Origin of the sequence: Mycobacterium sp. IS-1590, from assembly GCF_001500025.1 — a bacterium.
GTDB lineage: Bacteria > Actinomycetota > Actinomycetes > Mycobacteriales > Mycobacteriaceae > Mycobacterium.
This window is the reverse complement of sequence record NZ_LQIW01000051.1, coordinates 68,573-87,070: the sequence shown is the minus strand read 5'-3', so window position 1 is coordinate 87,070 and position 18,498 is coordinate 68,573. Positions and strand designations below refer to the sequence as shown.

The following is an 18,498-nucleotide window of genomic DNA, read 5'->3' as shown; positions in this document are numbered from 1 at the left end:
TGTGGGTCAACTGCAATTCTGGGGGACATGCAGGGGACGTCTTGATCGGTCAGTCGACACATCAGCGCGCCGTCGTTGCCTTCCTGGACGCGATGGCGCTGGGCCCGTCGGCGCTGCTGATCGACGGTGAGCCGGGGATCGGCAAGACGACGCTGTGGCTGGCCGCGGTCGAGCAGGCGCAACAGCGCGGATTTCACGTGCTGTCGACCCGACCGGCCGCCGCGGAGTCGGTGCTCGCATACACCGCGCTGGCCGACCTCCTCGAGGAGGCCGACGCGAGCGCCTGGGCCGATCTTCCGTCGCCGCAGCTGCTCGCGGTCGACCAGGTGCTGCTGCGCGCCGACGACGATGCGGTGACCGATCAGCGTGCCGTGGCCGCCGCGTTTCTCTCGGTGGTCGAACGGCTCAGCGAGGACCGTCCGGTCCTGCTGGCCATCGACGACCTGCAGTGGCTCGATCCGTCGAGCAAGCACGTCATCGCCTTCGCGGTCCGCAGGCTCACCGGGCGTGCCGGATTGCTGGCCAGCGTGCGGACCGAATCCGACGACGGTGCGGTCGAAGCCTGGTTGCAGTTGTCCCGGCCCGACGCCGTGAATCGAATCCAGTTGAGCCCGTTGAGTGTGCAGGATCTGCACCGTGCGGTCTCCGTGCGGCTGCGGCGACCCTTCTCGCGTCCCACCATCGGCCGAATCCACCAGGTGTCGGGTGGAAACCCGTTCTACGCCATCGAATTGGCCCGTTCCCTCGATGAACGAGCGCCGGGCATCGACGCGTCGCTACCCCGCACCCTGGCCGACGTCGTGCGAACCAGGCTGGGCAGCCTCGACACCGATGTCCACGACGCGCTGCTGGCCGCTTCGTGCCTTGCCGTGCCGACGGTTGAGGTGGTGTCGAACGCGACGACGCGCGACGAGGACCGGCTGGTCGAGTTGCTGGAGACCGCCGAGAGCAAGGGCATCATCGCGATCGACGGCAACCGGATCCGATTCGCCCATCCGCTGCTGGCCAGCGGGGTCTACACCGAGGCCTCCCCCGGCCGGCGCCGGTCGATGCACCGCCGACTCGCCGAGATCGTGGACGAACCCGAGCTCCGGGCCCGACATCTGGCGCTGGCCGCCACCAAAGGCGACGAGGTGACTCTGGAGGCCCTGGACATGGCCGCGGAATCGGCGCGGATGCGGGGTGCGCCGGCCGCAGCCGCCGAACTGGTGGACCTGGCCATCGGCCTCGGCGGCGACACCGCCCAGCGGCGGCTGCGCTCGGCGCTGCACCATTTCGACGCCGGGGAGCAGGAGCGCGCGGCGGCCGTCCTCGCGCAGGCCATCGCACAACTGCCCACCGGCGCGTTGCGCGCCGAGGCGTTGAGTCGACTGGCGGTGGTTCGGCTGTACGGGGACGGATTCATCGAGAGCGCGCGGCTGCTGCGCGAGGCACTCGACGAAGTCCACGACAACCACGCGCTGCGCGTTCAGACCTTGATCACCCTGGCGTACACGTTATTTCACGCCAATCAACTGCAGCAGGGTCTGGAGACCGCCGCGCAGGCCGTCACCAACGCCGAACCCCTCGACCAGCCGCATCTGCTCAGCATGGCGCTCGGGATGCTGGTCATACTGCGGTTCGCCGCCGGCGAAGGCTACGACGCGGAGACCTTGCAACGAGCGCTGAGCCTCGAGGATCCCGACGCCTACTCACCGTTGGTCTTTCGGCCCACCATGCAACACGCCCTGCTTCTGGAGTGGACCGGCCGGCTCGAGGAAGCGCGCGGTGTGGTGGACAAGATCCGGGCGCGCTGCCTGGAGAAGGGCGAAGAGGGTGAGCATGTCTTCGTCTCCCAGCACGTGGTGACGAACGCGATCGCGCGCGGCGACTTCGTCACGGCCAACCTGGTCGCCGAAGACGCCGTGGAGAAGGCCCGCCAGCTCGGGGGCAACACCTCGCAGTTCTTGACGCAGAGCTTGCGAGCGCAGCTGGCCGCATTCGCCGGCCACGAGGATCTCGCCCGCCGGGCGATCGAGGAAGCCCTCGAATGTGCAAGGCAGACCGGAACATTGCGCATGGCAGACCGCGTGCGGGCGACCCTGGGCTTTCTCGAGGTCTCACTGGGCAATCACGAAGCCGCCGCGGCCGCGCTTCAACCGATGCTCTCCGAATTCGACCCCGCCACTACGCCGACCGAACTGCCCCACGCCGCCTACTTGCCCGACGCGGTCGAGGCGCTGATCCATCTCGACCGCCTCGACGAGGCCGATCGACTCACCACCGCGCTGGAGAACAACGGTCGGAGGACGAACCGCGACTGGATGCTCGCGGTGGGTGCTCGATCACGTGGCATGCTGCTGGCCGCGCTGGGTGACCTGGATGCCGCACACGACGCCGCGCAGCGGGCGCTCGCCGCGCACCGCCGTCTGCCGATGCCCTTCGAGCGCGCACGAACGCTGTTGACCCTGGGGCAGATCGAACGCCGGCAACGCAAGAAGGAATCGGCCTCGACGCACCTTCAGGAGGCCTTGGAGGTCTTCGAGAGGCTCAATATCCCGCTGTGGGCGGCCAGGGCCCGCGCGGAGTTCTCGCGTGCGAGCGCGGGGCCTCAGCGCAGCGGGGATCTGACACCGTCCGAGCAACGGGTCGCAGAACTCGTCGCGGGCGGAATGAAGAACCGGGACGTCGCGGCCGCACTGTTCATCAGCCCCAAGACCGTCGAGGCCAACCTCGCGCGCATCTACCGCAAGCTGGGCATCAAGTCGCGGGCCGAACTGGGTCGACATGTCGGGCGGCCGAGCGGACCCCAAACAGGGGACCACACATAGGGAAACACCCTATTCCTCCTGTCGGGTCACAGGACTTACCGTCGTAACGCTGTCCTGCCACCTGCCATCGACTGGAGAACCGTGCGTCTCGACGAAGCTCCCGCAACCCCGGCCGACCACGGCGACACCCTGGTCACGACCGCCACCAGCCAGCCGGCCCTGAGCACCGGATTCGCGGTGCTGGGCCTGGTTTCGCTGCTCGACCTGCCGCGCGCCGATCGTGCCGACCTGGTGGTGGCGCTCAGTGGTGCGGCGGCAGCCGGTTGGTACCTCGTCGGTCGCAATCGCCGCCGCTAGCGGGGTTCAGGGCAGGGCGCCGGGGCTGATCTCCTCGAGCATCTCGGTCACCAGCGCGGCGATCGGCGAGCGCTCGCTGCGTAACAGCGTGATGTGGGCGAACAGCGGGTGGCCCTTGAGCTTCTCGATCACCGCCGCGACGCCGTCATGCCTGCCGACCCGCAGATTGTCCCGCTGGGCGACGTCGTGGGTGAGCACCACCCGGGAACCGGCGCCGAGCCGCGACAGCACGGTCAGCAGCACGTTGCGCTCGAGCGACTGGGCCTCATCGACGATGACGAACGAGTCGTGCAGCGAACGCCCGCGGATGTGGGTCAGCGGCAGCACCTCGAGCATGCCGCGCGAGAGCACCTCCTCGAGCACCGCCGGGCTGGCCAGTCCTTCCAGCGTGTCGAAGACCGCCTGCGCCCAGGGGCCCATCTTGTCGCTCTCGCTGCCCGGCAGGTAGCCCAGGTCCTGTCCGCCGACCGCATACAGCGGACGGAACACCACGACCTTGCGTTGGGTGCGACGCTCCAGCACGGCCTCCAGCCCCGCGCACAGCGCCAGCGCCGACTTGCCGGTGCCCGCCTTTCCGCCGAGCGAGACGATGCCGACGGATTCGTCGAGCAGAAGGTCCAGCGCCACCCGCTGTTCGGCGGAGCGACCCCGCAGCCCGAAGGCCTCCCGGTCACCGCGCACCAACTGCACCCGCTTCTCCGGCGTCACCCGTCCCAGCGCGTGCGACGTACCACCGAGAAGACGAATACCGGTGTGGCAGGGAAGATCTCGCGCTGCCTCCAGATCGATCTCGCCCTCGGCGAACAAGGCGTCGATCTCGTCACCGACCACCTCGACCTCGGCCATGCCCGTCCACCCGGACGTGATGACGTCCTGGGCGTGGTACTCATCGGCCGACAATCCGACCGCACCCGCCTTTACCCGCAGCGGGATGTCCTTGCTGACCAACGTGACGTGCTTGCCCTCGGCGGCCAGATTGGCCGCGACCGTCAGGATCCGCGCATCGTTGCTGTCGGTGCGGAAACCGGCGGGAAGCACCGACGGATCGCTGTGGTTCAGTTCGACGTGCAGCGAACCACCCTGTGTGCCAACAGGAATCGGCTGATCGAGCCGGCCGTGTTCGAGCCGCAGATCGTCGAACAGCCGCAGGGCCTGACGCGCGAACCAGCCGAGCTCATGATGGTGTCGCTTGGCTTCGAGTTCGCTGATGACCACCAGCGGGACCACGACCTCATGCTCGGCAAAGCGCGTGCAGGCCCAAGGATCTGACAACAGCACGGAGGTGTCGAGCACGTAGGTCCGGAGAGGCAAATCGATCACGTAGCGCTCCTGGTATCCGCGGGTCCCCCGCGAACCGTCGGCGGACACTGCGGCACCAGGGCCGGGGCCGGCCCTCTCGTGATCGCAACGATCGGGTACCGCCCGGACAGCAAAGCACGTCGCTAGCCATCGAAAACGACGCTACTCCCGTTGCGGGACATGCGCCGTGCAGGCGCGCCGTAGTGTTCGCCGCCGCTCGTTCGCGGTGTCGGCCCTGCGGTTACGCGGAGGTGAACTCGCGCATCTTCGGCTCGTCGGCCAGCCCCCACGCGGAGATCCGGTCGGCGATCACCTGACGCAGTTGTTCTGGCCCGAAGATTCCGGCCTCGGCGACGTTGCGGATCTTGTCGGCATACGCGTCGATGTCGCCGCCGACGACGTCGAGCTCCGCTGCGCGCCGCACGATGGCATCGACGGTTTCGTCACGGCTCGTGGACAGCAGGTGCGAGACCAGGTTGGCGAAGAACTCCTCGTGCCGCTCCTCGTCGCGGGCGATGCGGCCGATGAGGCCCTTGAGCACCGGCTCGGTGATCTTCGCCTCGAGGTTGCGGCAGAAGACGGCGTGAGCGCGCTCGAAGAAGGCCATGAACACCAACCGCTCGATCTGGCTGTAGGTGTCGGCGCGGTAGCCCTTCATCACGTGTTCGACGCGGACGTCCTCGTTGGCGGCCGGGTCGATCTCGCGGGTGACGACGAGGTAGTTGCGCAGGGAGATCGCGTGCAGGTGCTCTTCGGCTGTCCACCGGCCGATCCAGCGGCCCCACTTCTCTTCGAGGATGAAGCTGAAGACGAACTCGCGGTGGAAGCCGGCCAGGTTGTCCTTGGTGATGAGCAGGATCTCGAGCGCGTCGGTGACGTCCTTGGGCAGGGTCACCTGCGACGGGTCCCAGTCCTTACCGCCGAGAAAGGCGAAGTTCTCGCCCTGGTCGAACGGCACGTAGTCGTGCGCGTACCAGAGATCCTCGCTGTCGATGTGACGACGCAGCTCCTGCTGCACGACCGGCTCGAGCTCGAGGATCAGCGCATTCGGTACAGGTTTCTGTGCCATGCAGTTACAGTAACTCAATTCTGTGGGAATCGTAAAATTCCCGCCCAGCGTGGCGCGTGGGTCAGAGCGTCAGGCCCGGATACAGGGGATTGGCGGCCAGCAGCTCGGCCGACGCGGCGTGCACGCGCTCGGCGGTGCCGTCGGCCAGGGTGTACTTCGCCTTCGATACGCCCCCTGCGGCAGCAGGAGAAGGTTGGGTGTTCGACAGGACGTCCACGATCAGCTCGGCGACGCGGTCGAAGTCGTCGGCCCCGAATCCGCGCGTGGTCAGCGCGGGAGTGCCCAACCGGATGCCGCTGGTGTACCAGGCGCCGTTGGGGTCGGCGGGCACGGAGTTGCGGTTGGTGACGATGCCCGCGTCGAGCAGCGCCGACTCGGCCTGGCGGCCGGTCAGGCCGAACGAGGTGACGTCGAGCAGCACGATGTGGTTGTCGGTACCGCCGGTGACCAGCGCGGCGTCCCGCTTGAGGAAACCGTCGGCGAGGGCTTGGGCATTGTCGGCGACGCGCTGCGCGTACGCCTGGAATGCCGGCTGACGAGCCTCGGCCAGCGCGACCGCCTTGGCGGCCATCACGTGTGACAGCGGACCACCCAGCACCATCGGGCAGCCCTTGTCGACGGCGTCGGAGTACTCGGGCTGGGCGAGCACCATCCCGCCGCGCGGCCCGCGCAGCGACTTGTGGGTGGTCGTGGTGGTGATGTGGGCGTGCGGCACCGGATCCTCGTCACCGGTGAACACCTTGCCCGCGACCAGGCCGGCGAAGTGGGCCATGTCGACCATCAACGTGGCGCCGACCTCGTCGGCGATCTCGCGCATGGTCGCGAAGTTCACCCGGCGCGGATAGGCCGAGTATCCGGCCACGATTATCAGCGGCTTGAACTCGCGGGCCGCGTCGGCCACTGCGCCATAGTCGAGGAAACCGGTGTTCGGATCGGTGCCGTAGCTGCGCTGATGGAACATCTTGCCGGAGATGTTGGGCCGAAAGCCGTGCGTGAGGTGCCCGCCCGCGTCCAGCGACATCCCCAGCAGCCGCTGGTTGCCCAGCTTGTTGCGCAGCTTCTCCCAGTCCGCCTCGGACAGGTCGTTGACGTGCTTGAGGCCGGCCTCGGCCAGTTCGGGCGCCTCGACGCGGGTGGCCAGGATCGCCCAGAAGGCAACGAGGTTGGCGTCGATACCGGAGTGCGGCTGCACGTAGGCGTACGGCGCCCCGAACAGCTCACGGGCGTGCTCGGCGGCGATGCTCTCGACGGTGTCGACGTTCTGGCAGCCCGCGTAGAACCGGTGTCCGATCGTGCCTTCGGCGTACTTGTCGGAGAACCAGGAGCCCATGGTCAACAGCACCGCGGGCGAGGCGTAGTTCTCGCTGGCGATGAGCTTGAGCGAATCCCGTTGATCGGCAAGCTCTTTACGCGTCGCCGCCGCGATACGCGGCTCCACCGACTCGATCACCTGCAATGCGGCCCGGTAGGCGGCGCTCGCGGTCTCGGCGTACTCGGCGCCGGGAGCGGCAGCGTGGGAGGTCGCGGGGTCTGCAGTCATGCGGTCCAGCCTACGACGCCGCGATCGTGCACCCACCAGCCCATAGGGGTCGGCTTCACACCCACCCGGGTCGGCCTTGCGCAGCGCCGACCATGCCCGGGACCCGGAGTTGCCCCGGCTGCACCCACGATAGTCACATCAGCCTCGCAGATCACGGCTGCATCATCCGCACCCGGCCGAGATACCTGTGCCGGTGCCCAGCTACGAGCGAAAGATTCGCTGCCAGCGAATAATTCGCTGATAGCTGGGCAGCAACCCGGGTGGTGCCCTGGGGCCCGGCGCGGCGCGGCGCGGCAGGCGGCACACCGTGGTGTCGTGGGCCCCGGCGAGGGCGCGTGATTGTCAGGCGGCCCGCAGCGACGACGGGATCAACGGCTCGTCGAGCAACGTGCCGAACCGCTGGGTCAGGCTGACGTCCTCGGGCCTGGCGTCCAGCCAGCCCCGCAGCAGCCGGTACCCCTCGACGTAGGTGCTGGTGTAGGCGCGCCACAGCGGCGACGACAGGAACCGCAGCATCTGGCGGGCGCGCTGATCGTTGACCAGCAGCCACTGTTTGAGGAAGGCGACGACCTCATCGACGTCACGGTGCTCGTCATGCAGCATCAGAGCCGCGTCCTGACGCACTTCGGCCAGGGCTGCCGTCGCCTCCGACAACGCCTGAGCGCGCTCGCCGTCGAAGCGCAGCCCCAGGTCGGCGTAGATCTCGCCGGCCCACACCCCCCATTCGGGGCCGATCGCCGCGTACAGCGCGAGATCGGCAAGGCCCTCGGCCATCAGGCACTGCGGGGTGTTGACCAGAAAGATGGTCTGCTCGGCCTGTCCCCTGCCCTCGACCAGGCCGGCCTCCTTGCGGCAGTGCTCGGTGTGGTGACCCGGATACGACTCGTGCGCGACCAGCCGGGGCAGGTTCGACATCTGCTGCTTGAGGTCGGCGTTGACGGCCACCGTCGACTTGTAATCCCCGTGGTAGTAGTTGAAACCCGACCACGGCTTGTCCGTGACGACCTCATAAGTGATGGTCTCCGTGTCCGGCAGCGGATACTCGGCGCGCACGCGGTCGCGGAGCGCGCTGGAGAACGCCTGGATGCACTCTTCGAGGCGCGTGGGCGGAATCTCCTCGGCCGCGCGGTAGGCCTGCATCCGGTCGGCGAGCGAACCGGGCCCGCCCAGCACCTCGTCGAGCTGGCGATGGGCCTGCCGGTACCGCTCCGGATCGCTCCTGCTGATGTGCACGTCGAAATACGCCTCGACCTCGTCGACGAATCCGACCTGCTCGCCCGCGAACTTGCGGCCCGCGCACACCAGCGCCCGCAGGTGCGCGCCGATGTAGTCCTTGCGCGCCCCGTCCAGCCCGTCGACCGAGGTCAACTCCCCCAGCAGCCGCTCGGCCTGCCTGGCCAGGTCCGCTGGATCGGGCTGCGGTTCGGCGGCGACGGCACGGCGCAGCGCCGGGTCCCCGGTGTACGAGTCGACGTAACCCTCCTCCACCCGGTCGAAGCGCAGACCGAGCAGCAGATACTCGCGGACGAACGGATCTGAGGTGCTGGCGTCCATGATCTCAACCGTAAATGCAAGACTGGGCGCATGGCGCGGCTGAGTGAACCCAGCCCATATGTGGAGTTCGACCGGAGTCAGTGGCGGAACCTGCGTATGTCGACGCCGCTGAAGCTCAGCGAGGACGAGCTGACAAAGCTGCGCGGTATCGGCGAGAAGATCGACCTGCTCGAAGTCGAAGAGGTCTATCTGCCGTTGGCCCGGCTGATCCACCTCCAGGTCGCAGCGCGCCAGCGGTTGTTCGCGACCACCGCCGAGTTCCTTGGTGACTCGAACGGCGAGTCAGCGCAGAATCCCGACCGGCCTGTGCCGTTCGTGATCGGCGTCGCGGGCAGCGTTGCCGTCGGCAAGTCCACGACCGCCCGTGTGCTGCAGGCACTTCTGGCGCGCTGGGAGCACCACCCGCGCGTCGACCTGGTGACCACCGACGGGTTCCTCTACCCCAATGCCGAGTTGGTGCGCCGGAACCTGATGGGCCGCAAGGGTTTTCCGGAAAGCTACGATCGTCGTGCGCTGATGCGGTTCGTGACCACGGTCAAGTCCGGCGCGGAGTACGCCTGCGCGCCGGTGTACTCGCATCTGCTCTACGACATCGTGCCCGGCGAGAAGCAGATCGTCCGCCATCCCGACATCCTGATCCTCGAGGGCCTCAACGTGCTGCAGACCGGGCCGACGTTGATGGTGTCGGACCTGTTCGATTTCTCGGTCTACGTCGACGCTCGCATCGACGATATCGAGAAGTGGTACATCGATCGGTTCCTCGGCTTGCGCACGACGGCGTTCGCCGACCCGGCCTCGCACTTTCACCATTACGCCACGCTCACCGACGAGCAGGCCGTGTTCGCCGCCCGCGACATCTGGCACTCGATCAACCGGCCCAACCTGATCGAGAACATCCTGCCGACCCGGCCGCGGGCGACGCTGGTCCTGCGCAAGGACGCCGACCATTCGATCAACCGGCTGCGCCTGCGCAAGCTGTAACCGGCTACCGGTTGATCCGGCGGAGGCCCTGATACTGCAGTTCGGCCATGATCAATGTGTAGACGCCGGTGGCCAACGTGAGCACGACACCCGCGGTGGTCAACGGGAAGACATCGGCCAAGACGAACAGGACGGTGGCGACGGTGTACGCCACGTTTCCGACCGCGATCACGATGCCGGTGGCCCTGACCGACGGCATGGCGGCGAATGCCAGTACACCGATCGCGAAGGCGATGAAGAACGCGCCCACCGCATACTCGAATGCGATCGACGTCCCTGAAATCTCGGCCAGCCACCCCGCTAGCAACACACCGGCCAGGCCCATGAGCCCGCTGGCGATCGCGTCGGCCCGCAAGGCGAAACGCAGGAACGAGTCGTTGGACTCGCGCAGTTTTGGCGTGGAGATAGCGGTCATCGTATTTCCTTTCTGGTGGGGGTGAGGGACCGTTCCGGAGCCGACGCCGCAACCTCTGACGACGGCGGCTCCGGACCAGTCATATGGGGATCACGTCAGGCGACGGATCCCGAGGTACTGGGCCCACGCGAACGCGACGGTCGCGATGGTGAACGCGGCGATGCAAACGACGCCGAATTCGGTCAGCGGCAGCAGCCCGGTCGCCAGCACCGCGCTCACGACGACCGCGAACGCGACGTTGCCGGCGAGCACGCCGACGCCGACGCGCCGGACGTCGGGCACCCCGGCGGCCAAGAAGAGCGCGAGACCGTAGCCGACGAGCGCTGCGCCGGCGATCCACTCGCTGGTGGCCGACAGACCGCTCACTCGGGAGAGCGCGTCGGCGGCCATCACGATGATCAGCCCGAGGCCACCGCACAGGGTCGCGTCGGCGCGCAATGCGAAACGCAGTAGGGAGTCGCTTCCGGTGTCGCCGTCGCCGGCGGTGTCCCGTACCGGGTGGGTGGTTGCGGTGGTCATGGCACCGACACTGCTCAGATGCCGCTGCCAGATCGACGCAGGATGCTGCCAGCTACTGCCAACCGCAGGTCACGGGGCGTTGAACTCCCCGCGTTCTGGAACTCAGGGACTCAGGCGTCAGTCCCCAGCGGCCACCAGGTTGCCGCGAAGGTCGGCGGCGATGAGCCGCGCGGCGGCGTTCTGCCAGTTGTGCAGCGATCGCTGCGGCACCTCGGTGACGAACCACTGCCAGGCCTGGCGGGCCACGGGGTCGAGTCCGGCGGCGGTGGCGTTCTGCGCATAGGCGCGCACGCCGACGACGTACGGGAAGTACAGCGAGTTGTAGTGGCGCCACTCCTCAGTGGTGCCGAACTCGCCGCCGTCGCGCGGTTTGAGCCGGGCGATGCGCTCGGCGAGCAGCGCCTTGAGCTCGGTCGCCCGCTCCAGTGGCTGGTCGGGGGCGCCCCGCGCCGCCAACCGCTCGTCGATGATCGGCAGGTTGGTCAGGGGGCTGGCGATCAGCTTGGACAGGTCACCGTAGTGCCCGAGCGCGCGACGGGTGAGGCGGGCGAACGTCTGCTCGTCGACGCCGTCGAGCGGGTTGTCCTTGCGCAGCGGCAGCGCGGCCTCGGTCCTGCGCAGTGCGGCGCGGTCGGCGCGCAGGGCGGGTGAGCGCGAGAACGCCAACCGGTCGAGCGCACCGGCCAGCGGGTCGGCCAGCACGTTGATCGCGATCGCGATCGCCAAGCTGGTGAACAGCAGCACGGTCAGCGCGGTGTCGTGGCCGGTGACCGCCAGACCAATCAACGCCTGACCGCCGAACAGCACCGCCACCACCGTCGTCGCCGCGAACGAGCGCAGCATGTCGGCGCGCAGCGCCTGCCCCTCGTCGAACGCGTCCCCGATCGCCACCGCGACTCCGAGCAGCGCGACGTCGAACCCGGTGCCCGACAACGCCAACCAGCTCGGCACCAGCCCCAGCGGAATGATCAGGATGGCGTTGCCCAACGCGAAGAACAACGTCGCCACCACCACGAAGCCGACCACCGGTCCCGGCTGCGACCGGCGCAGCACCGCGTACACCATGGCGCCGAGCGAGGACAGCGAGACCGCCGCGAACATCACCCAATGGCCGAGGCGCAGCGGTCCGTCGACACTTCCGGCCATCGCGGCGCCGACGAAGGCGGTCACGGCCACCACTGCGACCAACCCCAGCTCGCCCGCACGGCTACGCCAGGTGTCACGGGGCCGGGACAGCTCCAGGAGCACCGCGAACCAGGCGATGCCCGGTACGACGACGAGGTAGACCTCGATGCGGCTGAGCAGGTCGGCTCCGCTGACGGTCCGCACGGCGTCCAGCGCGACCACCGCCGCGAAACTGGTCAATCCGATCGCTGCCAACACGAGCACGGGCTTACGCGGGTCGCGGGCCAGCAGGTACAGCCCCAACCACCAGCTGAGCGAAAAGACCACCGCCGACAGCGCAGCCATCACTTCAGTGTTCCATCAACTACGGCGGCGTCCCATCAACTACGGCGGTGCATCACATTCCGTACCGGCGATGGCGCACGGTGTAGTCGCGCAGCGCGCGCAGGAAGTCGACCCGCCGGAACGCCGGCCAGTAGGCGTCGGTGAACCACATCTCGGAATAGGCGCTCTGCCACAGCAGGAAGCCCGACAGCCGCTGCTCCCCGGAGGTGCGGATGACCAGGTCGGGGTCGGGTTGTCCGGAGGTGTAGAGGTTCTCCGATATCGCGTCGATGGTGACGGCCTCGATCAGCTGTTCACCGGTGCTGCCGTTGGCCAGCTCCTTGCTCAGCAGTTGGCGTACCGCGTCGACGATCTCCTGGCGCCCGCCGTAGCCGACGGCGAGATTGACGTGAAAACATCCGGGGCCCGCGTCGGTCGACCCGACGGCGTCGCGCAGCCTTCGCGCGGGCTCCTCGCCGATCAGCTCCAGATCGCCGACCGTGCGCACGCTCCAGTGGTTCGCGGGCGCACAGATCTCCTCGACGACGTCGGTGATGATCTCGATCAGGGGGGACAGTTCGTCGGGGGCACGCTGCAGGTTCTCGGTGGACAGCAGATACACCGTGGCCATCTCGATGCCGGTTTCCTGACACCAGCGCAACATGTCGGCGATTTTGCGGGCGCCCATCCGGTACCCGACGCTGACGTCGTCGTGTCCAAGGTCACGTGCCCACCGGCGGTTGCCGTCACACAGAACGGCAATATGGCGCGGCAGTTGGGATTTGGACCGTGCCAGCTCCTGGCGCAGCCGCATCTCGTACAGCCGGTAAGCCGGCTCTTTGAGGCGCGGGGGAATGAGCTCCACGAAGATCCAGACTACTGTGAGGTTCGAAAACCCCCATGGCATTAGTGGAGGTGACATGACCCGATCCATCGACACCACCGATTCCGATGAGTCCCGCGACCCACAACACACCGCGGAGGACTTCCCGGAAGCCGTTGTCGACGGTCTCGCCAATTTCATCGGCAAGCCGCGCGCGCGGGGCTGGATCCACGTCTACGCGGCGGGCATCGCAGCCGTCTGCGGCGCCACGCTGGTGTCGGTGTCGTGGTCGGTGCAATCCACCCGCGCGGGCGTCGCGACGCTGATCTACACGCTCACCATCGTGGCGATGTTCGCGGTCAGCGGGGCGTACCACCGGGTCAACTGGCGGTCCCCCACCGCACGCAAGTGGATGAAGCGCCTCGACCACTCGATGATCTTCGTGTTCATCGCGGGCAGCTACACGCCGTTCGCCCTGCTCGCGCTGCCGCAGACCGACGGCATGGTGCTGTTCTGGATCGTGTGGGGCGGGGCGATCGCGGGCGTGCTGCTCAAATGCTTCTGGCCCTCGGCGCCACGTTGGGTGGGTGTGCCGCTGTACATCCTGCTCGGCTGGGTGGCGGCGTGGTTCGTCGGGCCGATCACGCACGGTGCGGGCGTGGCCGCGCTGGTGCTGCTGATCGTCGGTGGCGCGCTCTACAGCATCGGCGGCGTGCTCTACGCGCTCAAGTGGCCCAATCCGTGGCCGACCGTGTTCGGCCACCATGAGTTCTTCCACGCGTGCACGGCGGTCGCAGCGATCTGCCACTACATCGCGATGTGGTTCGCCGTCTTCTAGCCCGCCACCTGCCCCGAGCGACCGCGTCTGCTCGATGACACGCCGCAGAACAGTGGCATTCTGCGGTCTCTCGCGCTACAGGGACGTGACGTTCTCGGGGGTCCAGTAGGCCTTCATCGACGCGATCTTGCCCTCCTCGTTGAAGGTCATCACGCTGATGATCTCGATGCGCATCTTGTTTTCGCCGAGGTCGACGGTCAGCGACCAGAAGAACGCCACCTCGTTGCCCAGGGCCCGCAGCGTGACGACGTCGGCCTGGGCGCCGGTGGTGGGGAGCGCATCGTAGAAACCGCGGATCGACTTGCGGCCGATGTGCACCTCGCCGCCGACCGGATCCTCGACGGTGCCGTCGTCGGCGTACAGCTCGGCGATGTCGTCGGCCTTGCCCTGTGCGGCCAGTTCGAGGTAACGAGCGACGGTCTTGGCGTTGTCTTCCGGCGTCGGCATGCGCCGAACGCTACACGGGCGCGCCCAGTGCGGCAGCGAGTTCCGGTGCCGTGGTGACCGGCAGGTCACACGTCCTGCCGCGACATACGTAGGCCGCGTCGGCGCCGCCGACCCGGTCGCGGTCGATCAACAGCTCCGACGAATTCGCCGCGCCACCCACGACGACCGCTCCCCCCGGCGCGAGCCGCCGCGCGGCCGACAGCAGTTCCGATCGAGCGGGGTCGTCGCACGCCACCGCGATCTGAATCGGCCCACGCACGGCCGCCTCCGCGGCGGCGAGCCAGTGCCCACCCGAGCGCGGCAGCCGGGTCAGGATCGGCGTGGCCGCCGCCAGCGTGGCTTCGGCCGCCGCGGCGTAGCGATCGGCCCGTTCGGCCGGGGCGAGGTGCGCGGCGGTGAGCAGCGCTTCGGCGATCAGGGACGCGCCCGACGGCGTCGCACCGTCGAGCGGGTCGGCCGGTCGCACCATCAACGCCTCGGCGTCGTCGGCGGTGTCGAACCAACGGCCGGGCCGATCCGGGTCGGCGAAGTGCTCGAGCGCGATGTCGAGCAGCGTCATCGCAGCCTCCAGCCACTGCCGGTCACCGGTTAGCTGGTGGATGGTGAGCAGCCCGGTGGCCAGCGCGCCGTGGTCTTCGAGGATCGCGGCGCTCTCGCCCACCGCACCGCCGAGGCTCGCCCGCCGCAGTCTGCGGTCGACCATGTGCAGATCCCAGATCGCCTTCGCGCATCGCGTTGCGGCGTCGAGGAATTCGGGCCGGTCGAGCGCGACGCCGGCTTCCACCAGTGCGGTGATCGCCAGCCCATTCCATGCGGTGACGATCTTGTCGTCGCGACCGGGTTGCGGCCGGGTGAGCCGGGCCGCCAGCAGCGCGGCCCGCACCCTGGCGAACCGTTCGGCGTCGTCGGGGTCGCGCGGCAGCTGCAGCACGGACGCACCCTGCTCGAATGTTCCCGCCTCGGTAACCGCGAAAATCTCTGCGGCCCAATCGCCGTCGTCGTCATCGAGAACCTCGCGCAGCTGGGCGGGGGTGAAGACGTACGTCGAGCCTTCGACCCCGTCCGCGTCGGCGTCCAACGACGAGGTGAACATGCCGTCGGCACCGAGCTCGTTGACGATGAACGCGGCGGTCTCACCGGCGACCTTGTGCGCCAGCGGGTTTGCGGTACGCCGCGCCCAATGCGCGTACACCCGCAGCAGCAGGGCGTTGTCGTACAACATCTTCTCGAAGTGCGGGACCACCCAGGCGGCGTCGACGCTGTAGCGGGCGAAGCCCCCCGCCAACTGGTCGTAGATACCGCCGCGGGCCATCGCCGTGCAGGTCCGCTCGACGGTTTCCATGGGCATGATGTCGCCGGTGCGCTCGTCGTTGCGCAGCAGCCCTTCGAGCAACGCCGATGGCGGAAACTTGGGCGCACCAGCGGGATTGGCGGCGAATCCACCGCGGGCGACGTCCTCGTCCTGCAGCACCGCGGCAACGGCGTGATCGCACAGCGCGGGTTGCAAGGGCGGTCCCCCACCGGGCAGCCCGGAAGCCATCGACCGAAGTTCCTCGGTGATCTTCTCGGACGCCTCCTCGACCTCACCGCGGCGGGTGCGCCAGGTGTCGGTGACGGCGGCCAACAACTGGAGGAAGGTCGCCTTGGGGTAGTACGTCCCGCAGAAGAACGGTTTGCCGTCCGGGGTGAGGAAGCAGGTCATCGGCCAGCCGCCCTGCCCGGTGAGCGCAACGGTCGCGTTCATGTACACCGCATCGAGGTCGGGCCGCTCCTCGCGGTCGACCTTGATACAGACGAAGCCCGAGTTGGCGGCGGCAGCCACTTCGGCGTCGTCGAACGACTCATGGGCCATGACATGGCACCAGTGGCAGGCCGCGTATCCAATCGACAGCAGGATCGGCACGTCGCGGTCGGCCGCCTCGGCCAGCGCCTCCGGCGTCCATTCGCGCCAATGCACCGGGTTGTCGGCGTGCTGACGCAGATACGGGCTGGTGGCCCGCGCGAGGGTGTTAGCCCCCTGGCTCACGTTTCGTCCCGTCGGGCGGCGCGTCGGATTCGATCGGCGCCTGCGACTCGTCGGACCGTTCGGTGGTCTGCTCTGCGTCCGAATCCTGCGGGTCGAACGTCTTCGGCACCTTGCGCAGATGCCGGTTCATCGACCGGACCAGCAGGAACGTGCCGATCAAGAGCAGCACCACGATCAGCAGGCCCAGCGGGCTGGCCTTGCCGAAGTCCGGTCCGGTGTCCCTGGGCGGGTCCTGGGCCAGCAGGTCGACGGCGAGCAGCAGATTCATCGTCCCTCGATCCCGGCGAAGAGGTCGTCCTCGGGCAGCGATACGGGCACGCGCGAGCGGGCCAGCTCGAACTCCTCGGTCGGCCACAGCCGTTGCTGCCATTCGATCGGGGCACGGAAGAAGTCCCCGTTTGGATCGATCTGGGTGGCGTGCGCGCGCAACGCGTCGTCCCGCAGGGCGAAGTACTTGGCGCACTCGACGCGGGTGGTGACGCGCTTGGCGAAGATGTCGTGGTCGGGATCCCAGTGCTTGAGCCACTTCTCGAACGGGCCGACCTCGCCGTGCTTGGCGAACTCGTCCTGCAGCAGCTGCATACGTTGGCGCACGAAGCCGTGCGTGTAGTAGAGCTTCTGGACGTCCCACGGCTCGCCGGCGTCGGCGAACAGGCGGTGGTCACCGGCCGCCTCGTAAGCGCCCATCGACACCTGGTGGCAGCGGATGTGGTCCGGATGCGGATAGCCGCCGTTCTCGTCGTAGGTGGTCATCACGTGTGGCCGGAACTCGCGCACGACGCGCACCAGCGCCTCGACCGGTTGCTCGAGCGGCACCACCCCGAGGCAGCCTTCGGGCAGCGGCGGAAGCGGGTCGCCTTCGGGCAGGCCGGAGTCGACGAAGCCGAGCCAGCGGTGCTCGACGCCCAGGATCTCGGCGGCCTTGGCCATCTCGTCGCGGCGGATCTCGGCCATCCGGCCGTGTACCTCGGGCAGGTCCATCGCCGGGTTGAGGATGTCGCCGCGCTCGCCGCCGGTGAGCGTCACCACGAGCACGCGGACACCCTCGTCCACGTATCGGGCCATCGTGGCGGCACCCTTGCTGGACTCATCGTCCGGGTGGGCGTGCACCGCCATCAACCGCAGTTCGCTCAACCTGTTCTGCCTTATCATCGCGCTGTCGTCTCCGGCGATACCAACCCGCGGAGACCTCTCAATAGTCCCTATAGTTCCAGTTCTGTAGATCTGTCCGAACCTGAGCCTAGGAAAAGGGCGTCAAAACCAGATGATTGATCGCCCCGCCGCACGCTATGGCCGCCAGCGGCGCTCCGGTGGCCGCCGCCGTTGGCTCGCCGTCGCGCTAACGTTGCTCGCGCTGGCGGTGGGGGTGACGGTCGCCGTGGTGGCGTTCGGGCGGTTCGAGAGCGAACCCGTGACGGGCGAACTGGGCGCCTACGAACTGGTCGACGCCGAGACGGTGTCGGTGACCATCAGCGTGACCCGCGAGGACCCGTCCCAGCCGGTCGTCTGCATCGTGCGGGCCCGCTCCATCGACGGCGCCGAGACGGGCCGCAGGGAGGTGCTGGTCCCGCCGTCGTCGCAACAGACCGTGCAAGTGACCGCGCCCGTCAAAGCGACCCGCCAGCCCGTGATCGGCGATATTTACGGATGCGGAACCGATGTGCCGTCGTATCTGGTGACTTCCTGAGATCACGGTGATTCGTCGGTCCGGCAAACGGCGAACTGCGAATTCGTGAAAATTGGTCGCCCCCTCGGTGCTACCATGGTCCGGTACACGGTTCCTGCTGGAGCCGTGTATTGCTGCATTTGGTGCTGTGATCGAGCGCGCCGATCGCGGCAATACACGTCAAGCCCCGGCGCCGTACCACGAGACGTCTTACGCGAGAAGAGCGCGAGAACGCCCCGCAAGACCAAGACAGACAGGAGCGCGACGACATGACCGATACGCAGGTCACCTGGCTCACCCAGGAGGCATTCGACCGGTTGAAGGCGGAGCTCGACCAGCTGATCGCCAACCGGCCCGTCATCGCCGCCGAGATCAACGACCGCCGCGAAGAGGGTGACCTCCGCGAGAACGGCGGATACCACGCCGCCCGCGAGGAGCAGGGCCAGCAGGAAGCCCGAATCCGTCAGCTGCAGGAACTGCTGAACAACGCCAAGGTCGGCGAGGCGCCCAAGCAGTCGGGCGTCGCGCTGCCGGGTTCGGTGGTCAAGGTGCAGTACGGCGACGATGAGGACGACACCGAGACCTTCCTGATCGCCACCCGCCAAGAAGGCATCAGCGACGGCAAGCTCGAGGTGTACTCGCCGAAGTCGCCGCTGGGCGAGGCACTCCTCGACGCGAAGGTCGGCGACGTGCGCACCTACACGGTGCCCAGCGGCAGCACGGTCAAGGTGAAGCTGCTCGAGGCCGAGCCGTACCACGCCTGAC

Annotated in this window: 18 protein-coding genes; 6 read left to right on the top strand and 12 right to left on the bottom strand. The window is 68.0% G+C overall.

Annotated elements, in window-relative coordinates; all coding sequences use genetic code 11:
* Positions 1 to 41 precede the first annotated feature (41 nt).
* Complete coding sequence (locus AU197_RS25165; protein ID WP_064406578.1) at positions 42 to 2,810, top strand: helix-turn-helix transcriptional regulator; 2,769 nt, start codon at positions 42 to 44, stop codon at positions 2,808 to 2,810.
* Positions 2,811 to 2,891: 81 nt separating this feature from the next.
* On the top strand, positions 2,892 to 3,107 hold the full coding sequence (locus AU197_RS25160) for a hypothetical protein (protein ID WP_064406576.1): 216 nt from the start codon (positions 2,892 to 2,894) through the stop codon (positions 3,105 to 3,107).
* Between the two features lie 6 nt (positions 3,108 to 3,113).
* Here the strand turns inward: AU197_RS25160 and phoH2 are convergent, their stop codons facing one another.
* The 4 genes from phoH2 to AU197_RS25140 all read right to left on the bottom strand — a co-directional run bounded on the left by phoH2 (position 3,114) and on the right by AU197_RS25140 (position 8,569).
* Positions 3,114 to 4,418: an RNA 5'-3' helicase PhoH2 gene (gene phoH2, locus AU197_RS25155; protein WP_502687907.1), complete on the bottom strand. Its 1,305-nt coding sequence runs from the start codon at positions 4,416 to 4,418 to the stop codon at positions 3,114 to 3,116.
* 229 nt (positions 4,419 to 4,647) lie between these two features.
* A complete protein-coding gene (locus tag AU197_RS25150; protein ID WP_064406574.1) occupies positions 4,648 to 5,475 on the bottom strand; it encodes an acyl-ACP desaturase in 828 nt (275 codons plus the stop codon).
* Between the two features lie 61 nt (positions 5,476 to 5,536).
* Positions 5,537 to 7,015 carry a glycine hydroxymethyltransferase gene (locus AU197_RS25145; protein WP_064406573.1) on the bottom strand — a complete coding sequence of 493 codons (1,479 nt, stop codon included), beginning with the start codon at positions 7,013 to 7,015 and terminating at the stop codon, positions 5,537 to 5,539.
* Between the two features lie 342 nt (positions 7,016 to 7,357).
* The gene (locus AU197_RS25140; RefSeq protein WP_064406571.1) at positions 7,358 to 8,569 is read right to left on the bottom strand and encodes a hypothetical protein; all 1,212 of its coding nucleotides are present in this window, start codon (positions 8,567 to 8,569) and stop codon (positions 7,358 to 7,360) included.
* 30 nt (positions 8,570 to 8,599) lie between these two features.
* Between AU197_RS25140 and coaA the strand changes: the two genes are divergently transcribed.
* Positions 8,600 to 9,550, top strand: coding sequence for a type I pantothenate kinase (gene coaA, locus AU197_RS25135; RefSeq protein ID WP_064406569.1), 951 nt, complete (start codon positions 8,600 to 8,602; stop codon positions 9,548 to 9,550).
* A gap of 4 nt (positions 9,551 to 9,554) precedes the next feature.
* On the opposite strand, the gene AU197_RS25130 is transcribed toward coaA, so the two are convergent.
* The 4 genes from AU197_RS25130 to AU197_RS25115 form a co-directional block, all read right to left on the bottom strand.
* Complete coding sequence (locus AU197_RS25130) at positions 9,555 to 9,965, bottom strand: hypothetical protein (RefSeq protein ID WP_197415656.1); 411 nt, start codon at positions 9,963 to 9,965, stop codon at positions 9,555 to 9,557.
* Positions 9,966 to 10,055: 90 nt separating this feature from the next.
* Positions 10,056 to 10,484 (bottom strand): hypothetical protein, encoded by a 429-nt coding sequence (locus AU197_RS25125; protein WP_064406566.1) that lies wholly within the window; start codon positions 10,482 to 10,484, stop codon positions 10,056 to 10,058.
* Positions 10,485 to 10,601: 117 nt separating this feature from the next.
* Positions 10,602 to 11,954, bottom strand: coding sequence for a hypothetical protein (locus AU197_RS25120; protein ID WP_064406564.1), 1,353 nt, complete (start codon positions 11,952 to 11,954; stop codon positions 10,602 to 10,604).
* A 52-nt stretch (positions 11,955 to 12,006) separates the two neighbouring features.
* Positions 12,007 to 12,798: a (2Z,6E)-farnesyl diphosphate synthase gene (locus tag AU197_RS25115; protein WP_064395000.1), complete on the bottom strand. Its 792-nt coding sequence runs from the start codon at positions 12,796 to 12,798 to the stop codon at positions 12,007 to 12,009.
* 55 nt (positions 12,799 to 12,853) lie between these two features.
* Between AU197_RS25115 and trhA the strand changes: the two genes are divergently transcribed.
* On the top strand, positions 12,854 to 13,594 hold the full coding sequence (gene trhA / locus AU197_RS25110) for a PAQR family membrane homeostasis protein TrhA (protein ID WP_064406562.1): 741 nt from the start codon (positions 12,854 to 12,856) through the stop codon (positions 13,592 to 13,594).
* A 75-nt stretch (positions 13,595 to 13,669) separates the two neighbouring features.
* On the opposite strand, the gene AU197_RS25105 is transcribed toward trhA, so the two are convergent.
* Genes AU197_RS25105 through mca form a run of 4 tightly spaced genes read right to left on the bottom strand, consistent with a single transcriptional unit; the run spans position 13,670 to position 17,201 of the window.
* Positions 13,670 to 14,041 (bottom strand): nuclear transport factor 2 family protein, encoded by a 372-nt coding sequence (locus AU197_RS25105; RefSeq protein ID WP_064406560.1) that lies wholly within the window; start codon positions 14,039 to 14,041, stop codon positions 13,670 to 13,672.
* A gap of 10 nt (positions 14,042 to 14,051) precedes the next feature.
* Positions 14,052 to 16,067, bottom strand: coding sequence for a thioredoxin domain-containing protein (locus tag AU197_RS25100; protein WP_064406558.1), 2,016 nt, complete (start codon positions 16,065 to 16,067; stop codon positions 14,052 to 14,054).
* Complete coding sequence (locus tag AU197_RS25095; RefSeq protein ID WP_064406556.1) at positions 16,051 to 16,335, bottom strand: hypothetical protein; 285 nt, start codon at positions 16,333 to 16,335, stop codon at positions 16,051 to 16,053. Before AU197_RS25095 ends, AU197_RS25100 begins: the two co-directional genes overlap by 17 nt.
* Positions 16,332 to 17,201 carry a mycothiol conjugate amidase Mca gene (gene mca, locus AU197_RS25090; protein WP_064406555.1) on the bottom strand — a complete coding sequence of 290 codons (870 nt, stop codon included), beginning with the start codon at positions 17,199 to 17,201 and terminating at the stop codon, positions 16,332 to 16,334. The genes AU197_RS25095 and mca overlap by 4 nt, the downstream gene beginning before the upstream one ends.
* Before the next feature lie 130 nt (positions 17,202 to 17,331).
* Here mca and AU197_RS25085 point away from each other — a divergent pair, with 130 nt between their 5' ends.
* Positions 17,332 to 17,754, top strand: coding sequence for a DUF4307 domain-containing protein (locus AU197_RS25085; RefSeq protein WP_064406554.1), 423 nt, complete (start codon positions 17,332 to 17,334; stop codon positions 17,752 to 17,754).
* A 248-nt stretch (positions 17,755 to 18,002) separates the two neighbouring features.
* Entirely contained in the window at positions 18,003 to 18,497 is a 495-nt protein-coding gene (greA, locus tag AU197_RS25080) for a transcription elongation factor GreA (RefSeq protein WP_064406551.1), read from the top strand.
* Position 18,498 lies beyond the last annotated feature (1 nt).